This window comes from Streptomyces marokkonensis, assembly GCF_008312835.1.
GTDB lineage: Bacteria > Actinomycetota > Actinomycetes > Streptomycetales > Streptomycetaceae > Streptomyces > Streptomyces marokkonensis_A.
The window spans coordinates 168,577-188,966 of the sequence record NZ_VSKS01000008.1 but is presented as its reverse complement, the minus strand read 5'-3'; the positions used below and the strand labels follow the sequence as shown (position 1 = coordinate 188,966).

Genomic DNA, 20,390 nt, shown 5'->3' with positions numbered 1-20,390 from the left:
TCAGCCGAGTTGCCTGGCGAACCAGTGCTCGGCGTACGGGTCGCCGTTGTGCGGCTCGGTCTCCGCGTAGCCGAGGCGGGCGTACAGGGCCCGTGCCTCCACGAGGTCACCGCGTGTGTCGAGGATCATCCGGGTGGCGCCCGGCGCCCGGGCCGCGTCCTCGGCGGCCCGCACCAGCAGTGCGGCACCGCCCTTGCCCCGCATCCCCTCGTACAGGAACACCCGGGTCAGCTCGGCGGTCCCGCCGTCCAGCAGCCGGAAGCCCGCACTCCCGGCCGGCTCGCCCGCGTACCGCGCGACCAGCAGCCGCCCCCGCGGCGGCGCGAGGCCGGCCCCGGCGGCGATCCCCCGCTCCAGCTCCCGCGGGTCGGTCCTGTGCCCCTCGTGCAGCAGGTACCAGCGGTCGCTGACCTCGGTGTAGTACGCCCGCCAGAGCGCGACCGCGACGGGCGAGTCGTACGGTTCCGGGGCCACGGTCCATGTCATGTGAGCATTCTCGGCGACCCGTCCGGCGGACGCGCAAGTGATTTCGGCGTGCCGGACGGTGACGGCCGGGAACTGTTTGTGCCCGAACCTTCGGGCAACACGGAAGACGAACCGGCTCGCGAAGAGTGCCGGCCCGGCCGAGAACCCGGAAGGCATCCATGTCCACTGGCCTGATCATTGCGTTGATCGTGATTGTTGCGGTCGTTGTCGCCGTCGCGGCCGTGCTGACCCTGCGCGCCCGCGGCCCGCACGGCAAGGGACTGAAGCGGCGCTTCGGGCCCGAGTACGAACGGGCCGTCGCCCGGCACGACGGGGACACCAAGGCGGCGGAGCGGGAGCTCGCCGAGCGCGTGCAGCGCCACGGCGACCTGCGGGAGCGCCCGTTGGAGCCCGTCGAGCGGGAGAGGTTCGAGGCGCGCTGGACGGCCGTTCAGGAGCGGTTCGTCGACGCGCCGCGCGACGCGGTCGCCGAGGCGGACCGGCTGATCGCCGAGCTCGCCGCCGCCCGCGGCTTCCCCGCCGACGGGCACTACGAGGACCAGCTCGCCGCGCTGTCCGTGCACCACGCCCACCACGTCGAGGGCTACCGCCGCGTGCACCGGGTGGCGCAGGCCCACGCGAACGGCGCGCACGACGGCGGTGCGGGCACCGAGGAGATGCGCGAGGCCGTCGTCGAGGCCCGAGCGCTGTTCGAGGAACTGGTCCGGCCGTCCCGGCACGACGGCGGACACCACCGCGGTGACGGCGACCGCACGTCGTCCCCGGCGGTCCGCCGCGGGCACCAGACCTCGTCGCTGTTCCACCGGCGCCAGACGAAGGAGAGCTGAACCGATGACCGACGCGACCCGCCGCCCCGGCGGCACACCGCCCTTCGAAGGGCACCGCACCACTCCCGGCGTCCCGGGCGACGCCCAGGACACGGGCGCCGGTCTCCGCGGTGACGCCCCGACCCCGGGCGCCCGCGAAGAGGCCGCCCGTGAGACCCCCGGCACCCGGGACGGCGCCCTCGGCACCCGTACCGACGACGGGGCCCGCGAGACAGCCGCCCGCACCGTCGCGGACGCCGGGGGTCCCCCGGCCGCGGAGCGTTCGCAGCACGGTGAGGCCGTGTCCACGGGCGCCGGCCACGACGGCCACCGGACGGCAGCCCGCCTCCTCCGGCTCGACGACACCGACAGGCTCACGGCGCAGTTGCAGCACGCCGTGGCCGAGTTCGTCGACGCGCCGCGGGACGCCGTACGGGAGGCCGATCGCGCGCTGCAGGAGCTCACCGAGCGCTTCACGGAGGCCGTGACCGAGCGGCGCCGCACCCTGCGGCGGTCCTGGCAGGACGGCGGGACCGACGACGGCGGTTCCGTGGCCGCGACCGACACCGAGCAACTGCGCCTCGCCCTGCGGGACTACCGCGAGCTGGCGGAGCGGCTGCTACACGTCTGAGCCGCCCGACCCGTCCGCCGCCCGGCGCTCCCGCCACTGCCTCACGACGTCCTCGACGTCGTAGGGCTTCTTGCCCAGCGGGGGGCCGGGCGGCGGCTTGAACATCATGTCGCTGATCCTGGCGTTGATCTCCGTGACGATCTTCCGGACGATCCGCTCCGACGGGGCCGCGAGGGCGGCCTCCAGCGCGTCCTCGGCCTCCTTGCGCAGGGCGAGCGTCGGCGGCAGCACCGAGAACCCCTCGCGGGCCATCTTGCGCTTGACCCACCACAGTTCGTCGTAGGTGCTCTCGACCTCACGGGGGAGGGGCTTGCCCGCCCCCGCCAGCCGCTCGAACTCCCCGCGCGCGTCGGCGTCGCGGATCTGCTTGTCGACCCAGCTCTCGAAGTCGACACCCGGTGGCTTTCGCTCGGTCATGGGTTCATTGTGCCGGACGCCGCGAACCCGGACGTTTTATCATTCGGCGGCGGCGGGCCGATCCGGCCGCCGTGCACGGCCGTTCCGGCCACCGCCGGCCCCGGGCCTTCCCCGGCCCGCAGGACGTCCTAGGAGGAGCACAGGTGCTCGAACTCACCATGGCCGCGGTGTCCGCGGCGGAAGCGGGTGCCACGGCCGGCATGCTCATGGCCGACGCGCCCAGCGAGCCGGGTGCCGTGCTGCGGGTGGGCCGGGACAGGTCGCTGTGCCGGCTGTCGACGCCGGACGACTGGCTGTTCGTCTCGCGCGTCCACCTGGAGTTCGGCTGCGCGCAGGACGGCACCTGGCAGCTGACCTGGCTGCGCGGATCCCTGCCCGAGCCGTCCTCCGAAGTCCGGCTGACCATCGGGGAGTACGTCCATCCGGTCGCCTACGGCGGCACGGTCGCGCTGCCCCGGGGCGGCAGCGGTGAGGTCGTCATCCAGGACCGCACCGCCCCGCGCAGCGTCAACGTGGGCTTCTACCACGAGGTGTGACGCGCCCGGTTCACGCCAGCACGCGCGCCAGCGCGAAGCCGTCGTAGCCCTTGACGCCGACCGTCTGGATCGCCGTGCCCGTCAGCCTGGGGTGGCTGCCGATCATGTCGAGGGCGGCGCGGGTGCCCACCACGTCCGGGTCCGTGTTGTCCTGATCGGCCACCCGGCCGCCGCGGACGACGTTGTCCAGGACGATCAGGCTGCCCGCGCTGGTCAGCCTGAGCGCCCATTCCATGTAGTGGGCGTTGTTGACCTTGTCGGCGTCGATGAAGACCAGGTCGAACGGGGGCGGGTTCTCGTCCGCCAGCCGGGGCAGCGAGTCCAGTGCCGCGCCCACCCGCACCTCGACCTGCTTGTCGAGTCCCGCGCGGGCGATGTTGCGGACCGCGACCTCGGCGTGCCGGGGCTCGTACTCCAGGGAGATCAGCCGCCCGCCGGCGGGGAGGGCGCGGCCCAGCCAGATGGTGCTGTAGCCGCCGAGCGTGCCGATCTCCAGGATGTTCCGGGCGCCCTGCACCTGGGCGAGGATCTGCAGCAGCTTCCCCGCCGGGGCGGAGACGGCGATCGGCGGAAGACCGGCGGCGTCGCTGTCGCGCAGGGCGGCCGCCAGGGCCTCGTCGGGGGCATCGGTCAGGAGACGGTCGGCGACGTACTCGTCCACCGCGTGCCAGAGCTGCGACTCGCTCATGCGCCTGTACCTTCCGTACGGCTAGTTAGCTTCTCTAACTAGGATCGCTAACGAAGATACGCCGCGCGTCCGCTGCCCGTCAGGTGCTTTCCCGGTGTGTCCCGGCCCCGTCGACGGCGGCCCGGCCCACTCACTCGTTGTGGTCCTTCTCGCGTCGTCCCGAGGCGACGCCACCACCCGCGGACTATCGTCATTCGGACAAATGCGAGAGAGCCGTCAGGTGAAGCCGCGGTTTCCCGCGTCTCCCTCCGGGGGCGGTGCGAGCCTCATAGGCTGCGCGGAGCGAACCCCCACGTACGGGACGCGCGGGGCGAAAACGGGGCGGGAGGCCGACGAGGCGTGGCGAACGCGGAGCACAGTGGGCGACCGACGGAGGCGCCCGGGGCGACAGCCGTCGGCGGCACCCGGGCACGGCTGCGCGCGGCGCGCCTCGGACTGTGGCTGCTCGCCGCCGTCCTCGCCGTGCGCCAGGTCGCCGCCGTCCTCACCACCCCGAGCGGAGAACGGCTGACCGCCCTGGAGACGTGGGTGGGCCCCGAGGGCGTCCTGCACGTCAGCGGCTCCCTCTACGACTCCACCCGGTTCACCGGCACCCCCTTCAGCGGGCTCGTCCTCAAACCCCTCACCCGCCCGGCCGCGGAAGCCCTCGGCTGGGGCTGGACCTTCGGCATCCTGCTGCTGGTCGTCGCCCTAGGAACGATCGCCGCCCGCGCCCTGCCCCAGCCGGTCGGCCGCCGCACCGCGATCCTCGCCGCGCCCGTCGCCATCAGCCTGCTCATGCTGTCCCTGCCGGTGCGCAACACCCTCTGGCTCGGCCAGACCAGCGTCATCCCGGTCCTGCTCGTCCTGCTCGGCTGCTTCGCCGCCCACGGCCAGCGCCTCAGCGGCGGCCTCATCGGCATCGCGGCGGCGCTCCAGCCCACCCTCCTGATCTTCGCCCCGCTGCTGTGGTTCACCGGCCGCCGGCAGGCCGCCACCGCCACCGGCGTCACCTTCGCCGCCACCACCGCGCTCGCCTGGGCCGCGATGCCGCAGGACTCCTACACCTACTGGGTGCACCACCTGGCGGGCACCGGCCTCGGCGGCCCCGCCGACGACCTCGCCAACCAGTCCCTGCACGGCGCCCTGCTCCGCCTCGGCCTCGAAGGCCCCCTGGAGATCGGCCTCTTCCTCCTGCTCGGCGCGGCCGTCGTCATCCTCGCCCTCCGGCGCGCCGTCCGCTACGCCCACGACGGCCAGCTGCTCCTCGCCGTCGCCGTCACCGGCTGCGCCGCCATGGCGGTCGCCCCGACCGCGTGGCAGCACCAGCTGCTGTGGGTACTGCTCACCGCCGTCGGCCGGGTCGGCAAGCGCGCCCGCGACCGGATGGTGTGGCCCGTCGCCGTGGTCCTGGTGATGACGCTTCCGGCCAAGATGATGCTGCCGAACATGGCGTTCCTCCACCCGGTGCGCGACAACGTCGTCCTCCTCGCCGCCCTGGCCGCCGCCACCGCGGTCCCCTTCCTCTCCCGCACCTCCCCGTACTTCCGCACCCCGATCCCGACCCGGTACGCCCCACCCGTCCCGGCCCGCTTCGCCTTCGTCCCGCTGCTGCCGTTCCTGCGCCGGGTGCTGCTGCGCCCGAACCTCCTGCTCGAGCTCCTGCTGATCCGCGTCACCTACGCCGCGTACGCCAAGGTCCGCCTCGCCGCGACCGGCGGCAGCAACTCGGCGGGCCGCGCCCGCGCCGAGGAACACGGACAGCAGATCCTCGACCTCGAACGCCTGCTCCAGATGGACATCGAGCACGCCGTCAACCACGCCGTGGTGAAGATCGGCTGGCTGCGGGAGTTCTTCGACTTCTACTACACGTCGTTCCACTTCATCGTCCCGCTGACCGTGCTCGGGCTGCTGTACTGGCGCCGTCCCGTCGACTACCGCTGGGCCCGCTCGGCCCTGGGCTTCGCCACCCTCCTCGCCCTCGTCGGCTTCTGGCTCTACCCGCTCGCCCCGCCCCGCCTCATGCCGGGCCTCGGCATCATCGACACGGTGCACGGCGTGCAGGACTTCTCCCAGCCGGACTACGGCACCCTCACCCACCTCACCAACCAGTACGCGGCGATGCCGTCCCTGCACTTCGGCTGGTCCCTGTGGTGCGGACTGGTGATCGTGATCATCGCGCCGAAGCCGTGGATGAAGACCCTGGGCCTCCTCCACCCCCTCCTCACGGCCGCCGCGATCGTCGCCACCGGCAACCACTGGATCCTGGACGCGGCGGGAGGCGCGGTCGTCGTCGGCGCCGGCTTCGGCCTCACGTACCTCCTCCAGGGACCGCGCGCCCGTACGACGGTGGCCGCCGCCGAACTCAGCAGCGAGCCGTCGGCTCAGGCCAAGGACCGTACTCCGAGCTGATCCGGTACTCGCCCGGCGCCGGCACGGTGAGCCGCGTGAACCCGCCCTCGCGGCCCAGACACCCGCCGTCACTGCGCAGCCAGGGCGAGTACGCGATCCGCACGGTCACCGCGCCCGGCCGCGACACGCGCAGCACCAGATCCGCGCCGGAGGTCCGCACGACCGCCCCCGGCTCGGAGACCAGCGGCACCGCGTCCCGGACCCGGAACACCTGCCAGTGGGCGTCGTGCCAGACGGGCAGCAGCCAGTCGGGCCGCCGGTGCCGTATCAGCCGCGCCTCCTCCTCGGCGAACCCGTCGGGCTTCCCGTCCGGCAGCACCACGAACCCGACCGCCCACCGGTCCAGCCACGCCCGGTAGGAGGCGGCCGAGAAGGACCCGTCGTAGAACAGCCGTGCCCGCTCCATGTCGAGCTGCCGGTTCCAGCCGCGCGCGAGGTGGAGGTGGGGCGCGAGCGCGGAGGCCTCCCGGTGATCGCGCCCGGGGACGACCTCCACGCGGGCCGTGTCGGCACCGAGCCTTTCGAGGGCCTCGACGACGCCCTGGGTCTGGGCGGCCCAGGCGGGAACGGTCGTGGACACCTCGAGGTCGTCGACCGTCTTCTCGCCCGTCCACGCGACGGAGAACACGAGGACGGCCACCAGCAGACTGCGCCGCAGTGCACGCGTGCGCGGCTGCGCGAGCAGCGCGGTGAGGAGCACGACGGGCGCGGCGTACTCGGCGAGCCGCTCGACGTTCGTGCCGATGGGGGACGGCACGAGATACACGGCCACGGTCCCGACGGCGTAGACGACGCCGCTCCACCGGGCCACGCGCCAGGAGGGCGGGGAGAACAGGGCGACGGCGACCCCGAGGAGCACGGGCGGCCAGATGCGGGCCGCGGGCATCAGCTGCTCACCGTGAAAGGGGAAGAGGAGGCTCGTCGCCCCGACGACGGCGGCGGGCGGCAGCAGCAGGGCGAGGGCACGACGGGGCCGCCGGTCGAGCAGGTACCCGCCCCCGGCGACGGCGAGGAACAACCCGGCGACCGGGGACGCCATGGTGGCGAGGGCGGCGTAGGCACCGGCGATGACGAGACGTTTCTCCCGGCCGAGGAACAGACACGCGGCGAGCCCGAAGGCGACCCCGAGGGCGAAGGTGGTCCGCCCGGAGGCGACGTTGCACCACAATGCGAGGGCGGCGAGCAGGGCGGGCGCGAGGGGTCTTCGCCGCTCGGCCCGCTGTACGAGTACGGCCGCGATCCAGGTGGCGGCGACCCCGGAGACGACCGTGAGCCCCCGCACCCCCAGCGCCGCCATCAAGTACGGCGATATGAGGCTGTAGTTGGCCGTGTGCATCCCGCCGTACCAGAACAGGTTGTACGCCGAACTCCCGTGCCGGGTCGCGAAGTCCGCCCACGCCTCCTGCGCCGCGAGGTCCCCGCCGCCGGTGGCGAGGAAGGCCCACCAGAGGGCGTGGAGGGGGAGCGTGGAGAGAGTCGCGATGAGCGGAACGCGATGGCGCCGGCAGAAGCCCCGGAGGGGCCGCTCCCGCTCAACGGCCGTGTCCGCGTGCTGGATCAGGGTGAGGTCGGCAGGGGGCACGATCAAGTAGACGTGGAACAGGGCGGGTGCGTTGTTCCACGCGGTTGGTGCCTACGTGAGTACCAGCCAGCGCCGGCCGTCCATGAGCTCCCGCGCCGCGTCGAGATGGCCGGCGTGGCACGCGGTCTCGGTGATGACGTGCAGCACGAGATCCCGGAGGGTGTGCAGGAACTGCTCCCCGTGCGTCTCCCGGGGCCACCAGGCCGGGGCGTTGTCCGCGGGCGTCGTGCCGATGACGGTGTCCGCCACGGCCGACTCCTCGCGGTACCGCGCGAGGATCGCGTCGGCGGACGCGTCGGGACCCACCTGCCAGGCGTCGGTGTAGTCGTCGTAGCTGCGGACGACGGCCATGTCCCCGGCGGCGACGGCCCGGAACCAGAACCGCTCGACATCGATGGTGAGGTGCTGGACGAGACCGAGACAGCTCCAGCCCGACGGCAGCGCGGGGCGCCGCAGGGACCCGTCGTCGAGCCCGTCGAGCATCCCCAGGATGTGCTCCCGCTGCCCTCGCAACGTACGCAGAAGTGCCTTGTTCTCGTCGGGCGTCGTCGTCTCACTCATGGGAGGAGAGCGTCGCCGAGCCCGCACCGGATGTAAACCCGGTTATGCGTGAGTGCTGATGCCGCACTCGAACCACACCGACTTCCCGCCACAGGGCCGGGGATCAACCCCCCACTTCTCGCTCACCGCGTCCACCAGCACGAGCCCCCGCCCGCTCTCGGCATCCGGCGCCGACCCGACCGGCACACACGGAGGTTCCTCACTCCCGTCGGCCACCTCCACCCGCACCCCACCCGGCCGCCTCAGCAACTGCAGCGCGCAGCGCCGGCCGGGAACGTGGCGTACGACGTTGGCGAGCAGCTCGGTCACGCCGAGTTCGATGTCGTCGGACAGCTCGGCCATCTCCCACTCCCGCAGGAACGGCCGGACGATGCGGCGGACATGCCGCGCGGAATGCTCACCGACGGCGAGCCGCATCGCGTACCGGTCGCTGCGGGGAGCGAGGAGCACCGGGGGAGTGAGAGGGACGAGGGTTATCTAGAGGTCCAGCTGAATGGATGACACGTGTGTTTGGGCCGTAGACCTCTCGTGTGCCTCACCGATATCCGCTAGCTCGCTGTCACGTTGTGTATGTGTGATCTTCAAAGCGGAGAGGGCGATCTCGCCTGCGGACGGAAGCGTCCGCTGGGTGATCGCCGACGAGAACTACACCATCCACACCGAGGGCTGTGCCTACCTGGCCGGCCTGCGCCAGGCGGATCGGTCGCCGAACACCGAGAGGGTGTACGCGGGCAGGGTGCCGACTATCAGCACGAGCGAGCCCGGGTCCCCGAGGCGGCAGAGACCGACATGGTCTTCGTGAACCTGTTCCGGGCGCCGTTGGGGCGGCCGATGACCTACCCCAACGCCAAGGACATGTTCGACCGGCTGGCCCGCCGGGCCGGATTCGTGGCCCGGCCGCACATGCTGCGGCACTCCGCGGCTACGTCCTGGATCCGCTCCGGAGTGCAGCCGGACGTTGCCCAGCATCTCCTCGGATACGCGTCACCATCCTCGATGCAGCCGTATCTCCACGCCACGGACCGCGAGAAACGCGACGCCGTCGAGTCCACGGCCCCCCGGCGTCGGGAGACACGATGACCTCCGCGAACAGTGCCGCGACACTGTTGGCCACGCCACCGGCCCTGGATCTGGAGGCATGGACGGCCTGGCTCAGGGATCGTGTCGATCCTGCCTGGCGGCCCGGCGAGTGGGACGCCGCGACGCTCTTCTTCAACGGAGACACGGACAACGAACGCACCGTCGCCCACAAGTGCGTGACGGTGGCCTGCGCCTCGGTCAGCAACAGCCGCGGCATGTGCTCTCCCTGCATCCGAGAGTGGCGGGCCAGCGGCCTGGACGAGGCGACGTTCGTCACCCAGCACGTCCCAGACCGGGGCAAGGGCTCGGCGGGCCGGTTTCAGGTTCGCTGCATCGTCGAACGCGACGGGCAGCGATGCGCTCAGCCGAGGTACTGCCAACGGCTCTGCATCAAGCACACCGGGTTTGGAGCACGAAGGCCGTACGCGAATCCGGCATCACCACCGAGGTCTGGGCCCGCACGGGCCCGGAACCGTGTACGGAGGGCGCCCCGCTCTGCGTGGTGATGCGGTGCGAACAGGAACGGTGGGGGCTCAAGACGCTCTGCTCCTACCACCACAACAAGTACGGGTGTGAAGCCCCTAACGAGCCGGTCGAGGAGTGGGTCACCCGGCAGACGCCGTTCCTCTACGCCCACCAGTTCTCGCTGGTCCCGTTCTCACCGGTGATGCGCTGGGAGATCCTCTACGGACTCCAGCAGCGTGACGCGCGCGGCGCCAAGGCCGACCCGACCAGTGTCCGGCTCATGGCCAAGGCCCTCGCGCACCTTCCCCATCTGCTGGGCACCGACCTCGGCGACCTCCTGGTGCTCACATCGAAAGGCACCTTGTCCAACACCAACGCCCACGTGAAGGAGTTCCACCGGACGCTGCTCATCGGCCACGAGGAGATGCGCGGCATCAAGCCCACGGATAAGCACATCTGGGACCTGACCGCGATCAGCATCCCCTCCAGCCAGTCGAAGTCGGGGCGCCGCCGGGCCACCCGCGGCCTGATCGACTTCACCGCCATCAGCCAGCCCTGGCTCCGTGAACCGGCCCTGACCTGGGCCAGGGACACCGATCCCGCCACTGCTCGCTTGCGGGACACCGTCAGGGTCACGGCCATGGCGTCCGGCCGCCTCGCGGCGCGACCCGGCGGAGGAACCGAGCCCGGCCGCCTCGGAGGCGCGGACATGGACACCGTCGTGGACGGCATCCGGGCCATACGGCGTGAGGACGGGGAGATCATGGCGCGCGGCACCCAGCGCGGCATGGCCAACCGCTGGTTCAGCCTGCTGGACTTCGGCCGCCGCACCGGCCTCATGAACGGCGTCCCCACCTCGTTCAGACGGCAACGCTGGCACGACATCGGCCACGATGACGACGAGGACAACGAGGGAAAGGCCATCCCCGAACCCGTTATCGCACAGCTCGACCAGCACCTCGACTTCCTCGGCAGGGAGATCGCCTACGGGCAGCTCACCGCGGACCAGATCCGGCACATGTTCCGCACCGCCTACATCGTGCTGCGAGACACAGGCCGCCGCCCCGGCGAGATCTAGCCTCTACCAGAACTGCGTCAAGGACGGCACCGATGGGCCGGACTTGATCTGGGACAACCACAAGAGCAAGCACCATCGCCGACGACTCCCGATCGAGGAGGAGACCGCCAACACCATCCGGGCATGGCTGCCGATCCGAGCCCGGCTCGACGTTCCCGCCCAGAGTGCCCGCTACCTCTTCCCGGCCGTCACCGCCGACCACGCCCAGGCCCACATGAGCACCAGCAACCTCTCCAAGAGCCTGCGGCAGTGGGTCGATAGCATCCCCCGCCTCACCACGGACGTCCCTGGCCCTGACGGTTCGCCGCTGTCCTTCGACCGCTCGCTGATCTACCCCTATGCCTTCCGGCACTCCTACGCCCAGCGGCACGCGGACGCCGGAGTCGCCCCCGACGTCCTGCGCGATTTGATGGATCACCGGAACTTCAGCACCACCATGGGCTACTACAAGGTCTCGCTGAAGCGGAAACGCGAGGCCGTCACCACGATGCGGATGCACGTCGTCGACCGCTCGGTCAAGCCGGCGCCAATCACATCGAACACCGCCTACGAGGCACGCTCCGTCGCAGTGCCGTTCGGCAACTGCCGCGAACCATCCAATGTCAAAGCCGGCGGAAGCGCGTGTCCCATCCGCTTCCAGTGCGCGGGCTGCGGCTTCTACCGGCCCGACCCTTCTTACCTCCCTGACATCGAGGAGCACATCAACTCGCTGCGGGCCGACCGGTTCACCGCCAAGGCGATGGACGCCGACCCCTTCGCCTCGTGACCCAGTCATCGGCGACGAACTCGAGCGCGCAGAGCCGGACTCCCGCGCAGGTCCTGAAGGAAGTCCGGCGCCGGGACAGCCGGGCCAAGCGCGCCCGCGTCCTTGAAGCGATCCGGTCTCTTCAGCAGAGCGGCGAGAAGATTACACACGCTGCCGTCGCTCGCACCGCCGGCGTCTCTTCGTGGCTCACCTATGCCGACGGCGTGCGCGAGCGCGAACACGTTGAGGCCGCCATCAACGGACAGGTCCCACCTCGCCCCTCAATGCGGGACAACTCGGCCAGCTTGACCAGCCTCCGCGTCGATCTCGAACTGGCCCGCGAGGAGATCCGCAAACTCCGCGCCGAACGCGACCAGCTCCAGCGCAACGCGCGCCTCCACCTCGGCCAGCAGCTCGACCAGATCGGTGCCGTCGATCTCACCACCCGGGTCCATGAACTCAACCGGTCTAAAGCCGAGTTGGAAGCACTCCTCGGCGCCAAGACCGCCGAGACCGACGGCCTTGCCCGCCGCGTGACCGAGCTCGAAGACGAACTCACCGCCGCCCGCACCAGCCTCCGTCAGGTGATCAAAAACCAGAGCAAAGGAGTCGCACTGTCCACATGACCACCCGGCAGCCGTCACCGGCCCTCGGGGGTTCGGCCAAGGTGAGCCCAAAAGCGGCAGTGGGATGATCTTGGCCGGACCCCTATCGGGAAGTCACGGCATCGCCTGCGACCGTGGGTCACGGCCGCAGGGAGTCTCCCCGTCTTCTTGTTGCGGTCGCATGAGGTCCAGGTCCTCGCCCCACGCATCCAGTACCTCGCCGTGCCCGGCCTCTCGAGCCGCCGTCTCGACACAGGTGAACAGGTGCCGCTGCAGGGATACGTCGCCCGTTGCCGAGATGCGGTCCACGGCGCGGAGTAACACGTCGGTGTCCCAGCCCGGAAGCGGATGCTGGTCGAGCTCCCACTCCAGGTACTTGTTGTAGGGGCGGGGGCGACGGTCGAGAGCGAAGAGCAGCTCCAGCAGGAACCGGATGCTGTCGGCGGCGTCGAGGCGAGCGGCGAGAGCCTGGCCGTCCCGGTGGTTCTTGACGGAGCGGTAGAGCGAGTTGGCGTAGGCGTCGAGCCAGCCACTGGCGTCTTGGAAGGCCTCATCGACCCCCAGGCGGGCCTTGTCGGCGAGGATCCGGGCGATGCCTCCGTCGAGCCGGTCGAGCACGACGTGGGCGCGGGCGAGGGCGTAGCGTTCGAAACCGGGCATCCCGGCTGCGCGGAACTCGGTGAGGGAGACGATGACGAGGTCCAGTTCGGCGGTGCGGTGGCCCGCGAGCCGGGTGAGGTCGGTCGTGGCGTCGTCGGCGAGGACCACGTACAGATCGTGGTCAGAGTGCCGGGTGATCATGCCGTCGTGGGCTCGGGAACCTTTGAGGACGAGGCCGACGACGGCCGGATCAGCGGTGGCGAGTTCGACGAGCGCGTCGTAGGTGAGAGGCTGCTGAGCAGTCATGGTGGGGATCTCCGCGAGGTGATGACGGGTATGCCTGCTGGGGCGGCCCCCTGCTTCGAGAGGCGCCCTGCACCGTCTGCGGCTGCACAGGGCCGCCGCCCGGAAGATCAACGCACATCCGGACCCTACCTCCGGCCGGGCCGTGGGGCAGGGCATTCGGGGAGACGTCAGCACGCGGCCCCCCTTGGTCACAGCCACTCGCCGAGGGCTGTGACGGGCACGGTCACCTGACAGTGACCGTGCGAGGCCGGTTGATCAGGCGGCCGCGCGGCGCAGCCGCTCAGGTGCTTCTTCGGCCAGCCTGGTGGCGGCGGAGCCGTTCGGCTGGGCGACCGAGGCCTTCTTGGCGTTGAAGGCCAGCACCCACAGCCCCGCGGCCCAGGCCACCTCGGACTCCTCACGCGTCCAGTGCCGCCCGCGGGCCCGGGCGTATGCGGCCAGGAACCGCTCGGTCTCGGCGACGGTCGCAGGCCGGTTCTCGGGCCCGCCCGCGGGGAAGACCGCGGCCGCCAGCCCGGCAAGTGCCGCCTCGGGCCGGGCGACCGCGCTGTCCCAGTCGTGCACCACGTGCAGCCTGTCGCCGTTCCAGCGGATGTTCTGGGACTCGAAGTCGCCGTGCCCGACCACCTCGGGCAGAGCGGTGCATCGCAGTCGGGTGCGCACTCGGCGGGCCGTCTCGTCCAGCCAGTCGGGGCCGGGGCGGTCGTTGAGGTCCTCGTCCATGTCGTCCGGCCACGGCCAGGGCCGCGGATCGTCGTGGTCCCAGCCGTTCCACGGCGGCGCGGGAGCCAACGACGGTACGTCCGCAACTGACGGCGCTGCCGTCATCAGGCGGGCCAGCGCCGCCGCGAACAGTTCGGGCGCGTCCGGACGCAGATCAGCGTTGCTTACGGCTCCGATCTGGGAGCGGTGCCTATGCGGGAGAGGGCCGGCCCGAGCTGGACGTCAGAACACGGTCGAGCGCCGCCCGGCCTGCGGGTCCCCATGTCGGCTTGCCGCCAGGAAGGCCCCGCTCCCCGTTCTGGCCCATGAGGATGAGGAAGAGGCTTTTCAGAGCAGCGAGCCCTCGGGCGCGCCGGATCGTCGCCTCGTCCGCATGCGCGTACATCTCGAAGAACCGTGAGCCCGTGCCCGCGGGAAGGAGCAGCCACGCGGCCGCGAGGTCCCACGCCGGATCGCCAGCGAACATGTCACCGAAATCGATCACGCCCGAGAGCGTCCCGTCCGAGACGACGACGTTCGCAGGGTGGAGGTCACCGTGCGCCCATACCGGCGGGCCCTCCCACTCGGGGGCCGCAACGGCATCGTCCCAGACGTCCCGAACGGCCCGGACGTCGGCGGCAATGCCGCCCGGGGCAATGGCTTGCAAGAACTTTTCGAAGCCGTCCGTGCACTTCTTGGGGTGAGCGCCGCGGTCCGAACTGGTCGGTGCCTCGGCGGGCGCCTCCACATGGAGCGCCCTGAGGAAACCCGCCAGAGTGTCGGCCGCGTGGTCGCCGCGGCTGATCGAGGCGGAGTCGAGTGGCTCGCCGGGAACCCACGTCATGATGTTCCAGGGCCTCGGGAAACGCGCGGACGGTGCGCCTATCCGCACAGGGGTCGGAACCGGAAGCGGAAGGCGCGGAGCCAGGACGGGCAGCCACCGGCGCTCCTTGCGCTGGAGCTCCGGGGCACGTTCCGTGCGCGGCATGCGCACGACCAACTCATCGCCAAGGCGCCACATTTGGTTGTCCCAGCCGCCCAGTACCTCGCGGATGGCCAGCCCTGCCAGGTCCGGATGCTGGTACTTGAGAAGACCGTGTACCAGCTCTGCGGTGATCTCGATCTCGGAGTCTGTCACGCGAAGCCACGGTACGTGAGACAGGCGGAGCGGATTCCCACTCTCCGGAATGCCCACCGCCACGCCCGTTCCCGTCCAGACAGGATCACCCTGCCAGGTGTGAAAACGGGTCGCCTACCCGCGCACCGTGACCCTGATCAACCGCAACGAGAACGCACTGGTCTCCTGGAACTGGCCGTCTCTGCGCTAGCACTCCGACGCGCGCAGGGGCAGCCCTCCGTTCCCGCATCTTTCAACGGAACGTGCCCAACGTCCCTCACCCCCTGAAACGCCACGGCCTGCGCAAACGCTCGACAGTTCTAGATAAGGAGGGGAATGTGTTCGTTCACACCTCAAGGCTGACCTTCGCTGACTACGCTCGGCTATGGAACGAATACAACCGGTCCCAGCGTGGACCGAGTTGCGCGAGAGGGGCTCCCCGTGACCCACATCAACGTCCTCGACCCGGGCGCGTCACCGCTGGACTACTACGGCTTCGAACTCCTTCGCACAGAGAGGCCGCAGGCCTGACGCAGCGGCAACTGGGGACATCGTCAACTACACGGGCTCGTTGGTGGGCCAGATCGAGACGGCGCGGAAGTCGCCGACGCAGGAGTTCAGCGATCGGGTGGATGCGGCGCTGGGTACGGGTGGACTGCTTTCCCGGCTGGTCACGCTGGTGATGCGAAGCCAACTCGCATGCGAGGCCGGTCACGCCGCGGCGGCCGATCACGAGGTCTACAGCCGCCCGATCAAGGAGGAACTGCGATGAACCACGCAGAGTGGAAGACCCGCCGCCACCGCAAGCTCCTCGGCGAAGCGGTCGATGACAACGCCGAGTACGACCGCCTGTACGAGGAAGCCGAACTGGCCCATGAGCTCGGCCAGATGGTCTACGACCGGCGCATCGTCCTGGGCCTGTCCCAGACCGAACTGGCCGAGCGCTGTGGGATGAAGCAGCCTCAGATCTCCCGGATCGAAGGCGCGGCACCGTGCCCACGATTCCGCTCCTCCGGCGCCTGGCCCGTGCCCTCGATGCCGACCTGACCATCGAGCTCACTCCGCACCACCAGGCTGCCTGACTGTCCTCCCGGGAGGGTGCCCGCTACCGGCAAGCTCTGAGAATGGCGAAGGCGGCGGCCCCGGGGATCGTGGGGTCGCCGCCTTCGGTATGGGGGATGCGGGGCTGTCAGTACCAGTTGTTGGCCTGCCAGAAGGACCAGGCGCCGCAGGCGCTGCCGTAGCGGTCCTTCATGTAGTCCAGGCCCCACTTGATCTGGGTGGCCGGGTTGGTCTTCCAGTCGGAGCCGGCCGAGGCCATCTTGGAGGCGGGCAGGGCCTGGACCAGGCCGTAGGCGCCGCTGGAGGCGTTGGTGGCGGTGGGGTTCCAGCCGCTCTCGTGCTGGACGATGTTCGAGAAGCACTGGAACTCGGCCGAGTTGCCGATCATCTTCTTCGCGGTCGCCTGGGCCGAGGACGCGCCCGTCGGGGCCGCGGCCTGGGCGGGCGCGGCGGCGATCAGGGTGCCGCAGGTGGCGGCGACCAGGGCGGCGCCGGCGAGGGTATTCTTCGGGGTGGCGACGGTGCGGAGGAGGGAAGCGGCGGACACAGGCGGCCTTTCGGTCGGGGAGCAGGGCGGTCGCGCTACGCCGTGCCGGATGCCGTGGTGTGCGGCGGGGGCATGCGTCGGCGCCGCGACCCGGGTGGGTACGTCGGCGCCTGGCGACTGCTCCACAGAAACAAATCCCGGGATTGCCCGCAAAGGTCCCTTTTACTACCGAAGGTCGGAGTGGTGAGGCTCGGGGGGCGGGACGCCGTGCGCGGCCCGGTGCGTCGCTACGGTGCCGGGTCGTATGTGACGCGGGTCATGTGGGGTGGTTCACCGTCCCGGTCACGCGGTGCGCGCGGCGGTTCACCGAGGGGCGTCGTCGAATGTGACCGGGGCCTCGAAAGCCGCCCTGCGGGTGGCTCGGCGGAGGGCCTTGAGGAGCGGGGTGCCCACGGTGAGGGTCAGGGCGACCGTGACCAGGGCCCGCCCCAGGTCCCAGCCGAGGGAGGTCGCCAGGCAGTACGCCACGAAGCGGGCCAGGTTGGTGGGGAGCGACGCGTCGGGGGAGAAGGAGATGTTCGATGCCAGCGCCGACATGAAGGGCCAGCCCGCCATGTTCATCACCGTGCCGTAGGCGAACGCCGCCAGGAAGCCGTAGGCGGCGAGCATCCACACCTCCGCGCGGCCGCGCAGGCGATCGGCGCCCGGCAGGAAACCCGCGCCCATCGTGAACCAGCCCATCGCCAGCATCTGGAACGGCAGCCAGGGGCCGACACCGCCCGTGAGCAGGGCGGACGCGAACATCGTCACCGAGCCGAGGACGAAGCCGAAGCCCGGGCCGAGCACCCGGCCGCTCAGGACCATGAGGAAGAACATGGGTTCCAGGCCGGCCGTGCCGGCGCCGATGGGGCGCAGGGCCGCACCCGTGGCGGCGAGGACGCCCAGCATCGCCACCGCCTTCGGGCCGAGGCCCGACTCCGAGATCGTCGCCGCCACGACAGCCACGAGGAGTACCAGGAGGCCGGCGAAGAGCCACGGCGCGTCCTGGGCGTGCGCGTTCAGCGTGGAGGAGGGCGGGGCAAGGAAGGGCCAGCCGAAGCCGACCACGCCCACCGCGCTGACCAGGGCGAGGGCCAGCCAGGAACGGGGGCCCAGGCGGATGGCCCGGGCCTGGCGGTCCGTGCGCTGAGTGAGCGTCGTCATCGCAGCGCCTCCCGGACCTGGGAGACCGTGAGCCAGTGCTGCGGGGCCAGGATCTTCGCCACCTGCGGCGCGAAGGACGGGGACGCCACGACCACCTCCGCCGACGGACCGTCCGCGATCACCTCGCCCTCGGCGAGGAGGACCACCCGGTGCGCGAGTTCCGCCGCCAGTTCCACGTCGTGCGTGGCCATCACGATCGCGTGGCCCTCGGACGCCAGTCCGCGGAGGATCTTCACCAGGCGGGCCTTCGCCGCGTAGTCCAGGCCGCGGGTCGGTTCGTCGAGGAGCAGCAGGGGCGGGCGGGCCGTGAGGACCACGGCCAGGGCGAGGGTCAGACGCTGGCCCTCGGACAGGTCGCGGGGGTGGGTGTCGTCGGCCACCGACGGGAGGAGCTCGGTGAGGAGGGCGCGGCAGGTGCCGGGGGGTGCCTCCGCGTCGCGGTCGGCGGCCGCGCACTCGGCGGCGACCGTGTCGGCGTAGAGGAGGTCGCGCGGTTCCTGGGGGACCAGACCGACCCGGCGGACCAGGTCACGAGGGCGGGTGCGGTGGGGGATCGCGTCGCCGGTGCGGACCGAGCCCGAGGCGGGGGCGACCAGCCCCACCAGCGCGCTGAGCAGCGTCGACTTGCCCGCACCGTTGCGGCCCATGAGGGCGATCGTCTCGCCGGGGGTGACCGTGAGGTCGACATCGCGCAGTGCCTGGACGCGGTCGCGGCGTACGGCCAGGGAGCGCACCTCGGCCACGGGGGCAGTCGTCATTGCGTGGTCTGGCTTTGTGCGCTTGAACAGGCGGCGAGTGGGGGGTGGGGGCGTGGGGTCGTGCTGCTGCGGGGGCTCGTGGTGGGCCAGGCGGGTGCGCAACGGGGCCGCCTTGCGGCGGGCGTCGCGGACCGTCAGGGGGAGGGGGGACCAGTCCGCCAGGCGGCCCAGGTCGACCACCGGGGGGTAGACGGGGGAGACGGCCATCACCTCCGCCGGGGTGCCGAGCCAGGGGCGCTCGCCGGGGCCCGGCAGCAGCGCCACCTGGTCGGCGTACTGGATGACGCGTTCCAGGCGGTGCTCGGCCATGAGGACCGTGGTGCCGAGGTCGTGGACCAGGCGCTGGAGGACCGCCAGGACCTCCTCGGCCGCCACCGGGTCGAGTGCGGAGGTCGGTTCGTCGAGGACCAGGACCCGGGGGTGGGGGGTGAGGACCGAGCCGATCGCGACTCGCTGTTGCTGGCCGCCGGAGAGGGTGGAGATGGGGCGGTGGCGGAGGTCGGCGAGGCCGAGGAGGTCCAGGGTTTCCTCGACCCTGCGGCGCATCACGTCGGGGGCGAGGCCCAGCGACTCCATGCCGTACGCGAGTTCGTCCTCCACCGTGTCCGTCACGAAGTGGGAGAGCGGGTCCTGGCCCACCGTGCCCACGACGTCGGCGAGTTCGCGCGGCTTGTGGGTGCGGGTGTCGCGGCCCGCGACGGTGACCCTGCCGTGCAGGGTGCCGCCGGTGAAGTGCGGGACCAGGCCGCTCACCGCGCCCAGAATCGTTGACTTGCCCACGCCGGACGGGCCGACGAGCAGGACCAGTTCGCCCTCCGGGACCTCGAAGTCGACGTCGTGGACGGCGGGTTCCGGCACGCCGTCGTACGTCACCGACACGTTCTCGAAGCGGATCACGTCGTCGGCTCCTTGCGAGTGGAGGCGGGTGCGGGGGTGACGAAGGCCGGGAGCAGGCCGATCAGGACGGCCGCGGCCGGCCACAGGGGGAGGGTGGGGGCGACGAGCGGGACCACACCGGGATGCAGGGCCGCCGGGTCGCGGGACGCCGCGAGGGTCAGCAGCGCCGCCACGGCGACTCCGGACGCGGTGACCAGCCAGGCCCGCGCGTCCCAGGGGTCCGGGCGGTAACGGGTGCGCAGGGTGCGCCGGCCGCCGAGCCGGAGTCCCGCGAGGGCGGCGGCCAGGCCGGCGAGGAGCACGGGGACGCCGTACGTCCCGCCCTCGGCGGTGAGCAGCCCGTACGTTCCCGCGCAGACGCCGAGCAGGCCACCGAGGGTGAGGGCGGCGGTGGTACGGCGCACGGCGGGCGGCACCTCGGCGGTACGGCCGTACCCGCGCGCGTCCATCGCGGCGGCGAGGGCGACGGAGCGTTCCAGCGCGCCCTCCAGGACCGGGAGTCCCACGTGCAGGAGGCCGCGGACACCCTTGTCGGGGCGCCCGCGCAGACGGCGGGCGGCGCGCAGGCGCTGTGCGTCGGCGATGAGGTGGGGGGCGAAGGTCAGGGCCACGACCACGGCCACGCCGAGTTCGTACAGGGCGCCGGGGAGGGACTTGAGGAGGCGGGAGGGGTTGGCCAGGGCGTTCGCCGCGCCCACGCAGATGAGGAGGGTGGCCAGGCGGAGGGCGTCGTAGAGGGCGAAGGCGAGGGCTTCGGCGGTGACCCGGCCGCCGAGCCGGATGCCCTGCGCCCAGTCGGGGAGGGGGACTTCGGGGAGGGTGAGGACGGTGTGGGTGCCGGGGATGGGGGAGCCGAGGACCACGGCGAAGGCGAGGCGGATGAGGAGGACGGCGAGGGCGAGTTTGACGAAGGCGCCGTAGGAGCGGGACCAGGGGGCGTGGGGGCGGCGGGTGGCCACGACGTAGGCGGACGTGGTGACGAGGAGGGCGAGGAGGAGGGGGTTGGTGGTGCGGGTGGCGGCGGTGCCGAGGGCCAGGGCCCAGAGCCACCAGGCGCCGGGGTGCAGTTGGGTGCGGGGCCGCTGGGGCTGGGCGGGGGTGGGTGCGCTTTCCGGCGCTGTCAGGGTGCCGCTGCGCCCACCCTCCCCCACTCTCGACTTCGCTCGAGCGGGGGTACCCCCATCGCC

General features: G+C 71.6%; 21 protein-coding genes and 2 pseudogenes. 10 read left to right on the top strand and 13 right to left on the bottom strand.

Annotation, left to right across the window (positions count from 1 at the left end; translation table 11 throughout):
- Complete coding sequence (locus F1615_RS16385; protein WP_149549713.1) at positions 1-486, bottom strand: GNAT family N-acetyltransferase; 486 nt, start codon at positions 484-486, stop codon at positions 1-3.
- 158 nt (positions 487-644) lie between these two features.
- Between F1615_RS16385 and F1615_RS16380 the strand changes: the two genes are divergently transcribed.
- Together F1615_RS16380 and F1615_RS16375 are read left to right on the top strand one after the other, a co-directional pair.
- Positions 645-1,313 carry a hypothetical protein gene (locus tag F1615_RS16380; RefSeq protein WP_149549712.1) on the top strand — a complete coding sequence of 223 codons (669 nt, stop codon included), beginning with the start codon at positions 645-647 and terminating at the stop codon, positions 1,311-1,313.
- A gap of 4 nt (positions 1,314-1,317) precedes the next feature.
- Positions 1,318-1,923 (top strand): hypothetical protein, encoded by a 606-nt coding sequence (locus tag F1615_RS16375; protein WP_149549711.1) that lies wholly within the window; start codon positions 1,318-1,320, stop codon positions 1,921-1,923.
- On the opposite strand, the gene F1615_RS16370 is transcribed toward F1615_RS16375, so the two are convergent.
- A complete protein-coding gene (locus F1615_RS16370) occupies positions 1,912-2,340 on the bottom strand; it encodes a DUF1992 domain-containing protein (protein ID WP_149549710.1) in 429 nt (142 codons plus the stop codon). The two genes, F1615_RS16375 and F1615_RS16370, sit on opposite strands and share 12 nt — an antisense overlap.
- 143 nt (positions 2,341-2,483) lie before the next feature.
- Here F1615_RS16370 and F1615_RS16365 point away from each other — a divergent pair, with 143 nt between their 5' ends.
- Positions 2,484-2,876, top strand: a complete 393-nt coding sequence (locus F1615_RS16365) for a hypothetical protein (RefSeq protein ID WP_149549709.1) — start codon at positions 2,484-2,486, stop codon at positions 2,874-2,876.
- Between the two features lie 10 nt (positions 2,877-2,886).
- Here the strand turns inward: F1615_RS16365 and F1615_RS16360 are convergent, their stop codons facing one another.
- Entirely contained in the window at positions 2,887-3,564 is a 678-nt protein-coding gene (locus tag F1615_RS16360) for an O-methyltransferase (RefSeq protein ID WP_149549708.1), read from the bottom strand.
- Between the two features lie 339 nt (positions 3,565-3,903).
- Here F1615_RS16360 and F1615_RS16355 point away from each other — a divergent pair, with 339 nt between their 5' ends.
- A complete protein-coding gene (locus F1615_RS16355) occupies positions 3,904-5,955 on the top strand; it encodes a bifunctional glycosyltransferase 87/phosphatase PAP2 family protein (protein WP_149549707.1) in 2,052 nt (683 codons plus the stop codon).
- Here the strand turns inward: F1615_RS16355 and F1615_RS16350 are convergent.
- From F1615_RS16350 to F1615_RS16340, 3 genes are read right to left on the bottom strand one after another with little or no spacing between them, the layout of a single operon-like run.
- Positions 5,909-7,537: a hypothetical protein gene (locus F1615_RS16350; RefSeq protein ID WP_149549834.1), complete on the bottom strand. Its 1,629-nt coding sequence runs from the start codon at positions 7,535-7,537 to the stop codon at positions 5,909-5,911. The genes F1615_RS16355 and F1615_RS16350 overlap by 47 nt on opposite strands.
- A gap of 51 nt (positions 7,538-7,588) precedes the next feature.
- Complete coding sequence (locus F1615_RS16345; RefSeq protein WP_149549706.1) at positions 7,589-8,098, bottom strand: DinB family protein; 510 nt, start codon at positions 8,096-8,098, stop codon at positions 7,589-7,591.
- Positions 8,099-8,140: 42 nt separating this feature from the next.
- Positions 8,141-8,515, bottom strand: coding sequence for an ATP-binding protein (locus tag F1615_RS16340; protein WP_149549833.1), 375 nt, complete (start codon positions 8,513-8,515; stop codon positions 8,141-8,143).
- Between the two features lie 153 nt (positions 8,516-8,668).
- On the opposite strand from F1615_RS16340, the gene F1615_RS35645 reads away from it, so the two are divergent.
- From F1615_RS35645 to F1615_RS16325, 4 genes are all read left to right on the top strand, one after another.
- The gene (locus F1615_RS35645; protein WP_149549705.1) at positions 8,669-9,178 is read left to right on the top strand and encodes a tyrosine-type recombinase/integrase; all 510 of its coding nucleotides are present in this window, start codon (positions 8,669-8,671) and stop codon (positions 9,176-9,178) included.
- 502 nt (positions 9,179-9,680) lie between these two features.
- Complete coding sequence (locus tag F1615_RS35640) at positions 9,681-10,721, top strand: hypothetical protein (RefSeq protein ID WP_167533770.1); 1,041 nt, start codon at positions 9,681-9,683, stop codon at positions 10,719-10,721.
- A 43-nt stretch (positions 10,722-10,764) separates the two neighbouring features.
- Positions 10,765-11,487 (top strand): site-specific integrase, encoded by a 723-nt coding sequence (locus F1615_RS16330; RefSeq protein ID WP_167533769.1) that lies wholly within the window; start codon positions 10,765-10,767, stop codon positions 11,485-11,487.
- Positions 11,484-12,092, top strand: coding sequence for a DUF6262 family protein (locus tag F1615_RS16325; protein WP_244328765.1), 609 nt, complete (start codon positions 11,484-11,486; stop codon positions 12,090-12,092). The genes F1615_RS16330 and F1615_RS16325 overlap by 4 nt, the downstream gene beginning before the upstream one ends.
- 93 nt (positions 12,093-12,185) lie before the next feature.
- Here the strand turns inward: F1615_RS16325 and F1615_RS16320 are convergent, their stop codons facing one another.
- The 3 genes from F1615_RS16320 to F1615_RS16310 form a co-directional block, all read right to left on the bottom strand.
- Positions 12,186-12,977 (bottom strand): hypothetical protein, encoded by a 792-nt coding sequence (locus F1615_RS16320; RefSeq protein ID WP_149549703.1) that lies wholly within the window; start codon positions 12,975-12,977, stop codon positions 12,186-12,188.
- A 255-nt stretch (positions 12,978-13,232) separates the two neighbouring features.
- Positions 13,233-13,769: a hypothetical protein gene (locus F1615_RS16315; protein ID WP_341873442.1), complete on the bottom strand. Its 537-nt coding sequence runs from the start codon at positions 13,767-13,769 to the stop codon at positions 13,233-13,235.
- A gap of 121 nt (positions 13,770-13,890) precedes the next feature.
- Positions 13,891-14,817 (bottom strand): aminoglycoside phosphotransferase family protein, encoded by a 927-nt coding sequence (locus tag F1615_RS16310; protein WP_149549701.1) that lies wholly within the window; start codon positions 14,815-14,817, stop codon positions 13,891-13,893.
- A 420-nt stretch (positions 14,818-15,237) separates the two neighbouring features.
- Here F1615_RS16310 and F1615_RS16305 point away from each other — a divergent pair.
- Positions 15,238-15,493 (top strand): annotated as a pseudogene (locus F1615_RS16305) (helix-turn-helix domain-containing protein); the annotation flags it as partial.
- 71 nt (positions 15,494-15,564) lie between these two features.
- Positions 15,565-15,878: pseudogene (locus F1615_RS16300) on the top strand (helix-turn-helix domain-containing protein).
- 107 nt (positions 15,879-15,985) lie between these two features.
- On the opposite strand, the gene F1615_RS16295 reads toward F1615_RS16300, so the two are convergent.
- From F1615_RS16295 to F1615_RS16280, 4 genes are all read right to left on the bottom strand, one after another.
- A complete protein-coding gene (locus F1615_RS16295) occupies positions 15,986-16,405 on the bottom strand; it encodes a transglycosylase SLT domain-containing protein (RefSeq protein WP_149549700.1) in 420 nt (139 codons plus the stop codon).
- 303 nt (positions 16,406-16,708) lie between these two features.
- Complete coding sequence (locus F1615_RS16290; protein WP_149549699.1) at positions 16,709-17,548, bottom strand: ECF transporter S component; 840 nt, start codon at positions 17,546-17,548, stop codon at positions 16,709-16,711.
- Positions 17,545-19,203, bottom strand: coding sequence for an ABC transporter ATP-binding protein (locus F1615_RS16285; RefSeq protein ID WP_149549698.1), 1,659 nt, complete (start codon positions 19,201-19,203; stop codon positions 17,545-17,547). The genes F1615_RS16290 and F1615_RS16285 overlap by 4 nt, the downstream gene beginning before the upstream one ends.
- The gene (locus tag F1615_RS16280; RefSeq protein WP_208818339.1) at positions 19,200-20,327 is read right to left on the bottom strand and encodes an energy-coupling factor transporter transmembrane component T; all 1,128 of its coding nucleotides are present in this window, start codon (positions 20,325-20,327) and stop codon (positions 19,200-19,202) included. Before F1615_RS16280 ends, F1615_RS16285 begins: the two co-directional genes overlap by 4 nt.
- Between the last annotated feature and the right edge of the window lie 63 nt (positions 20,328-20,390).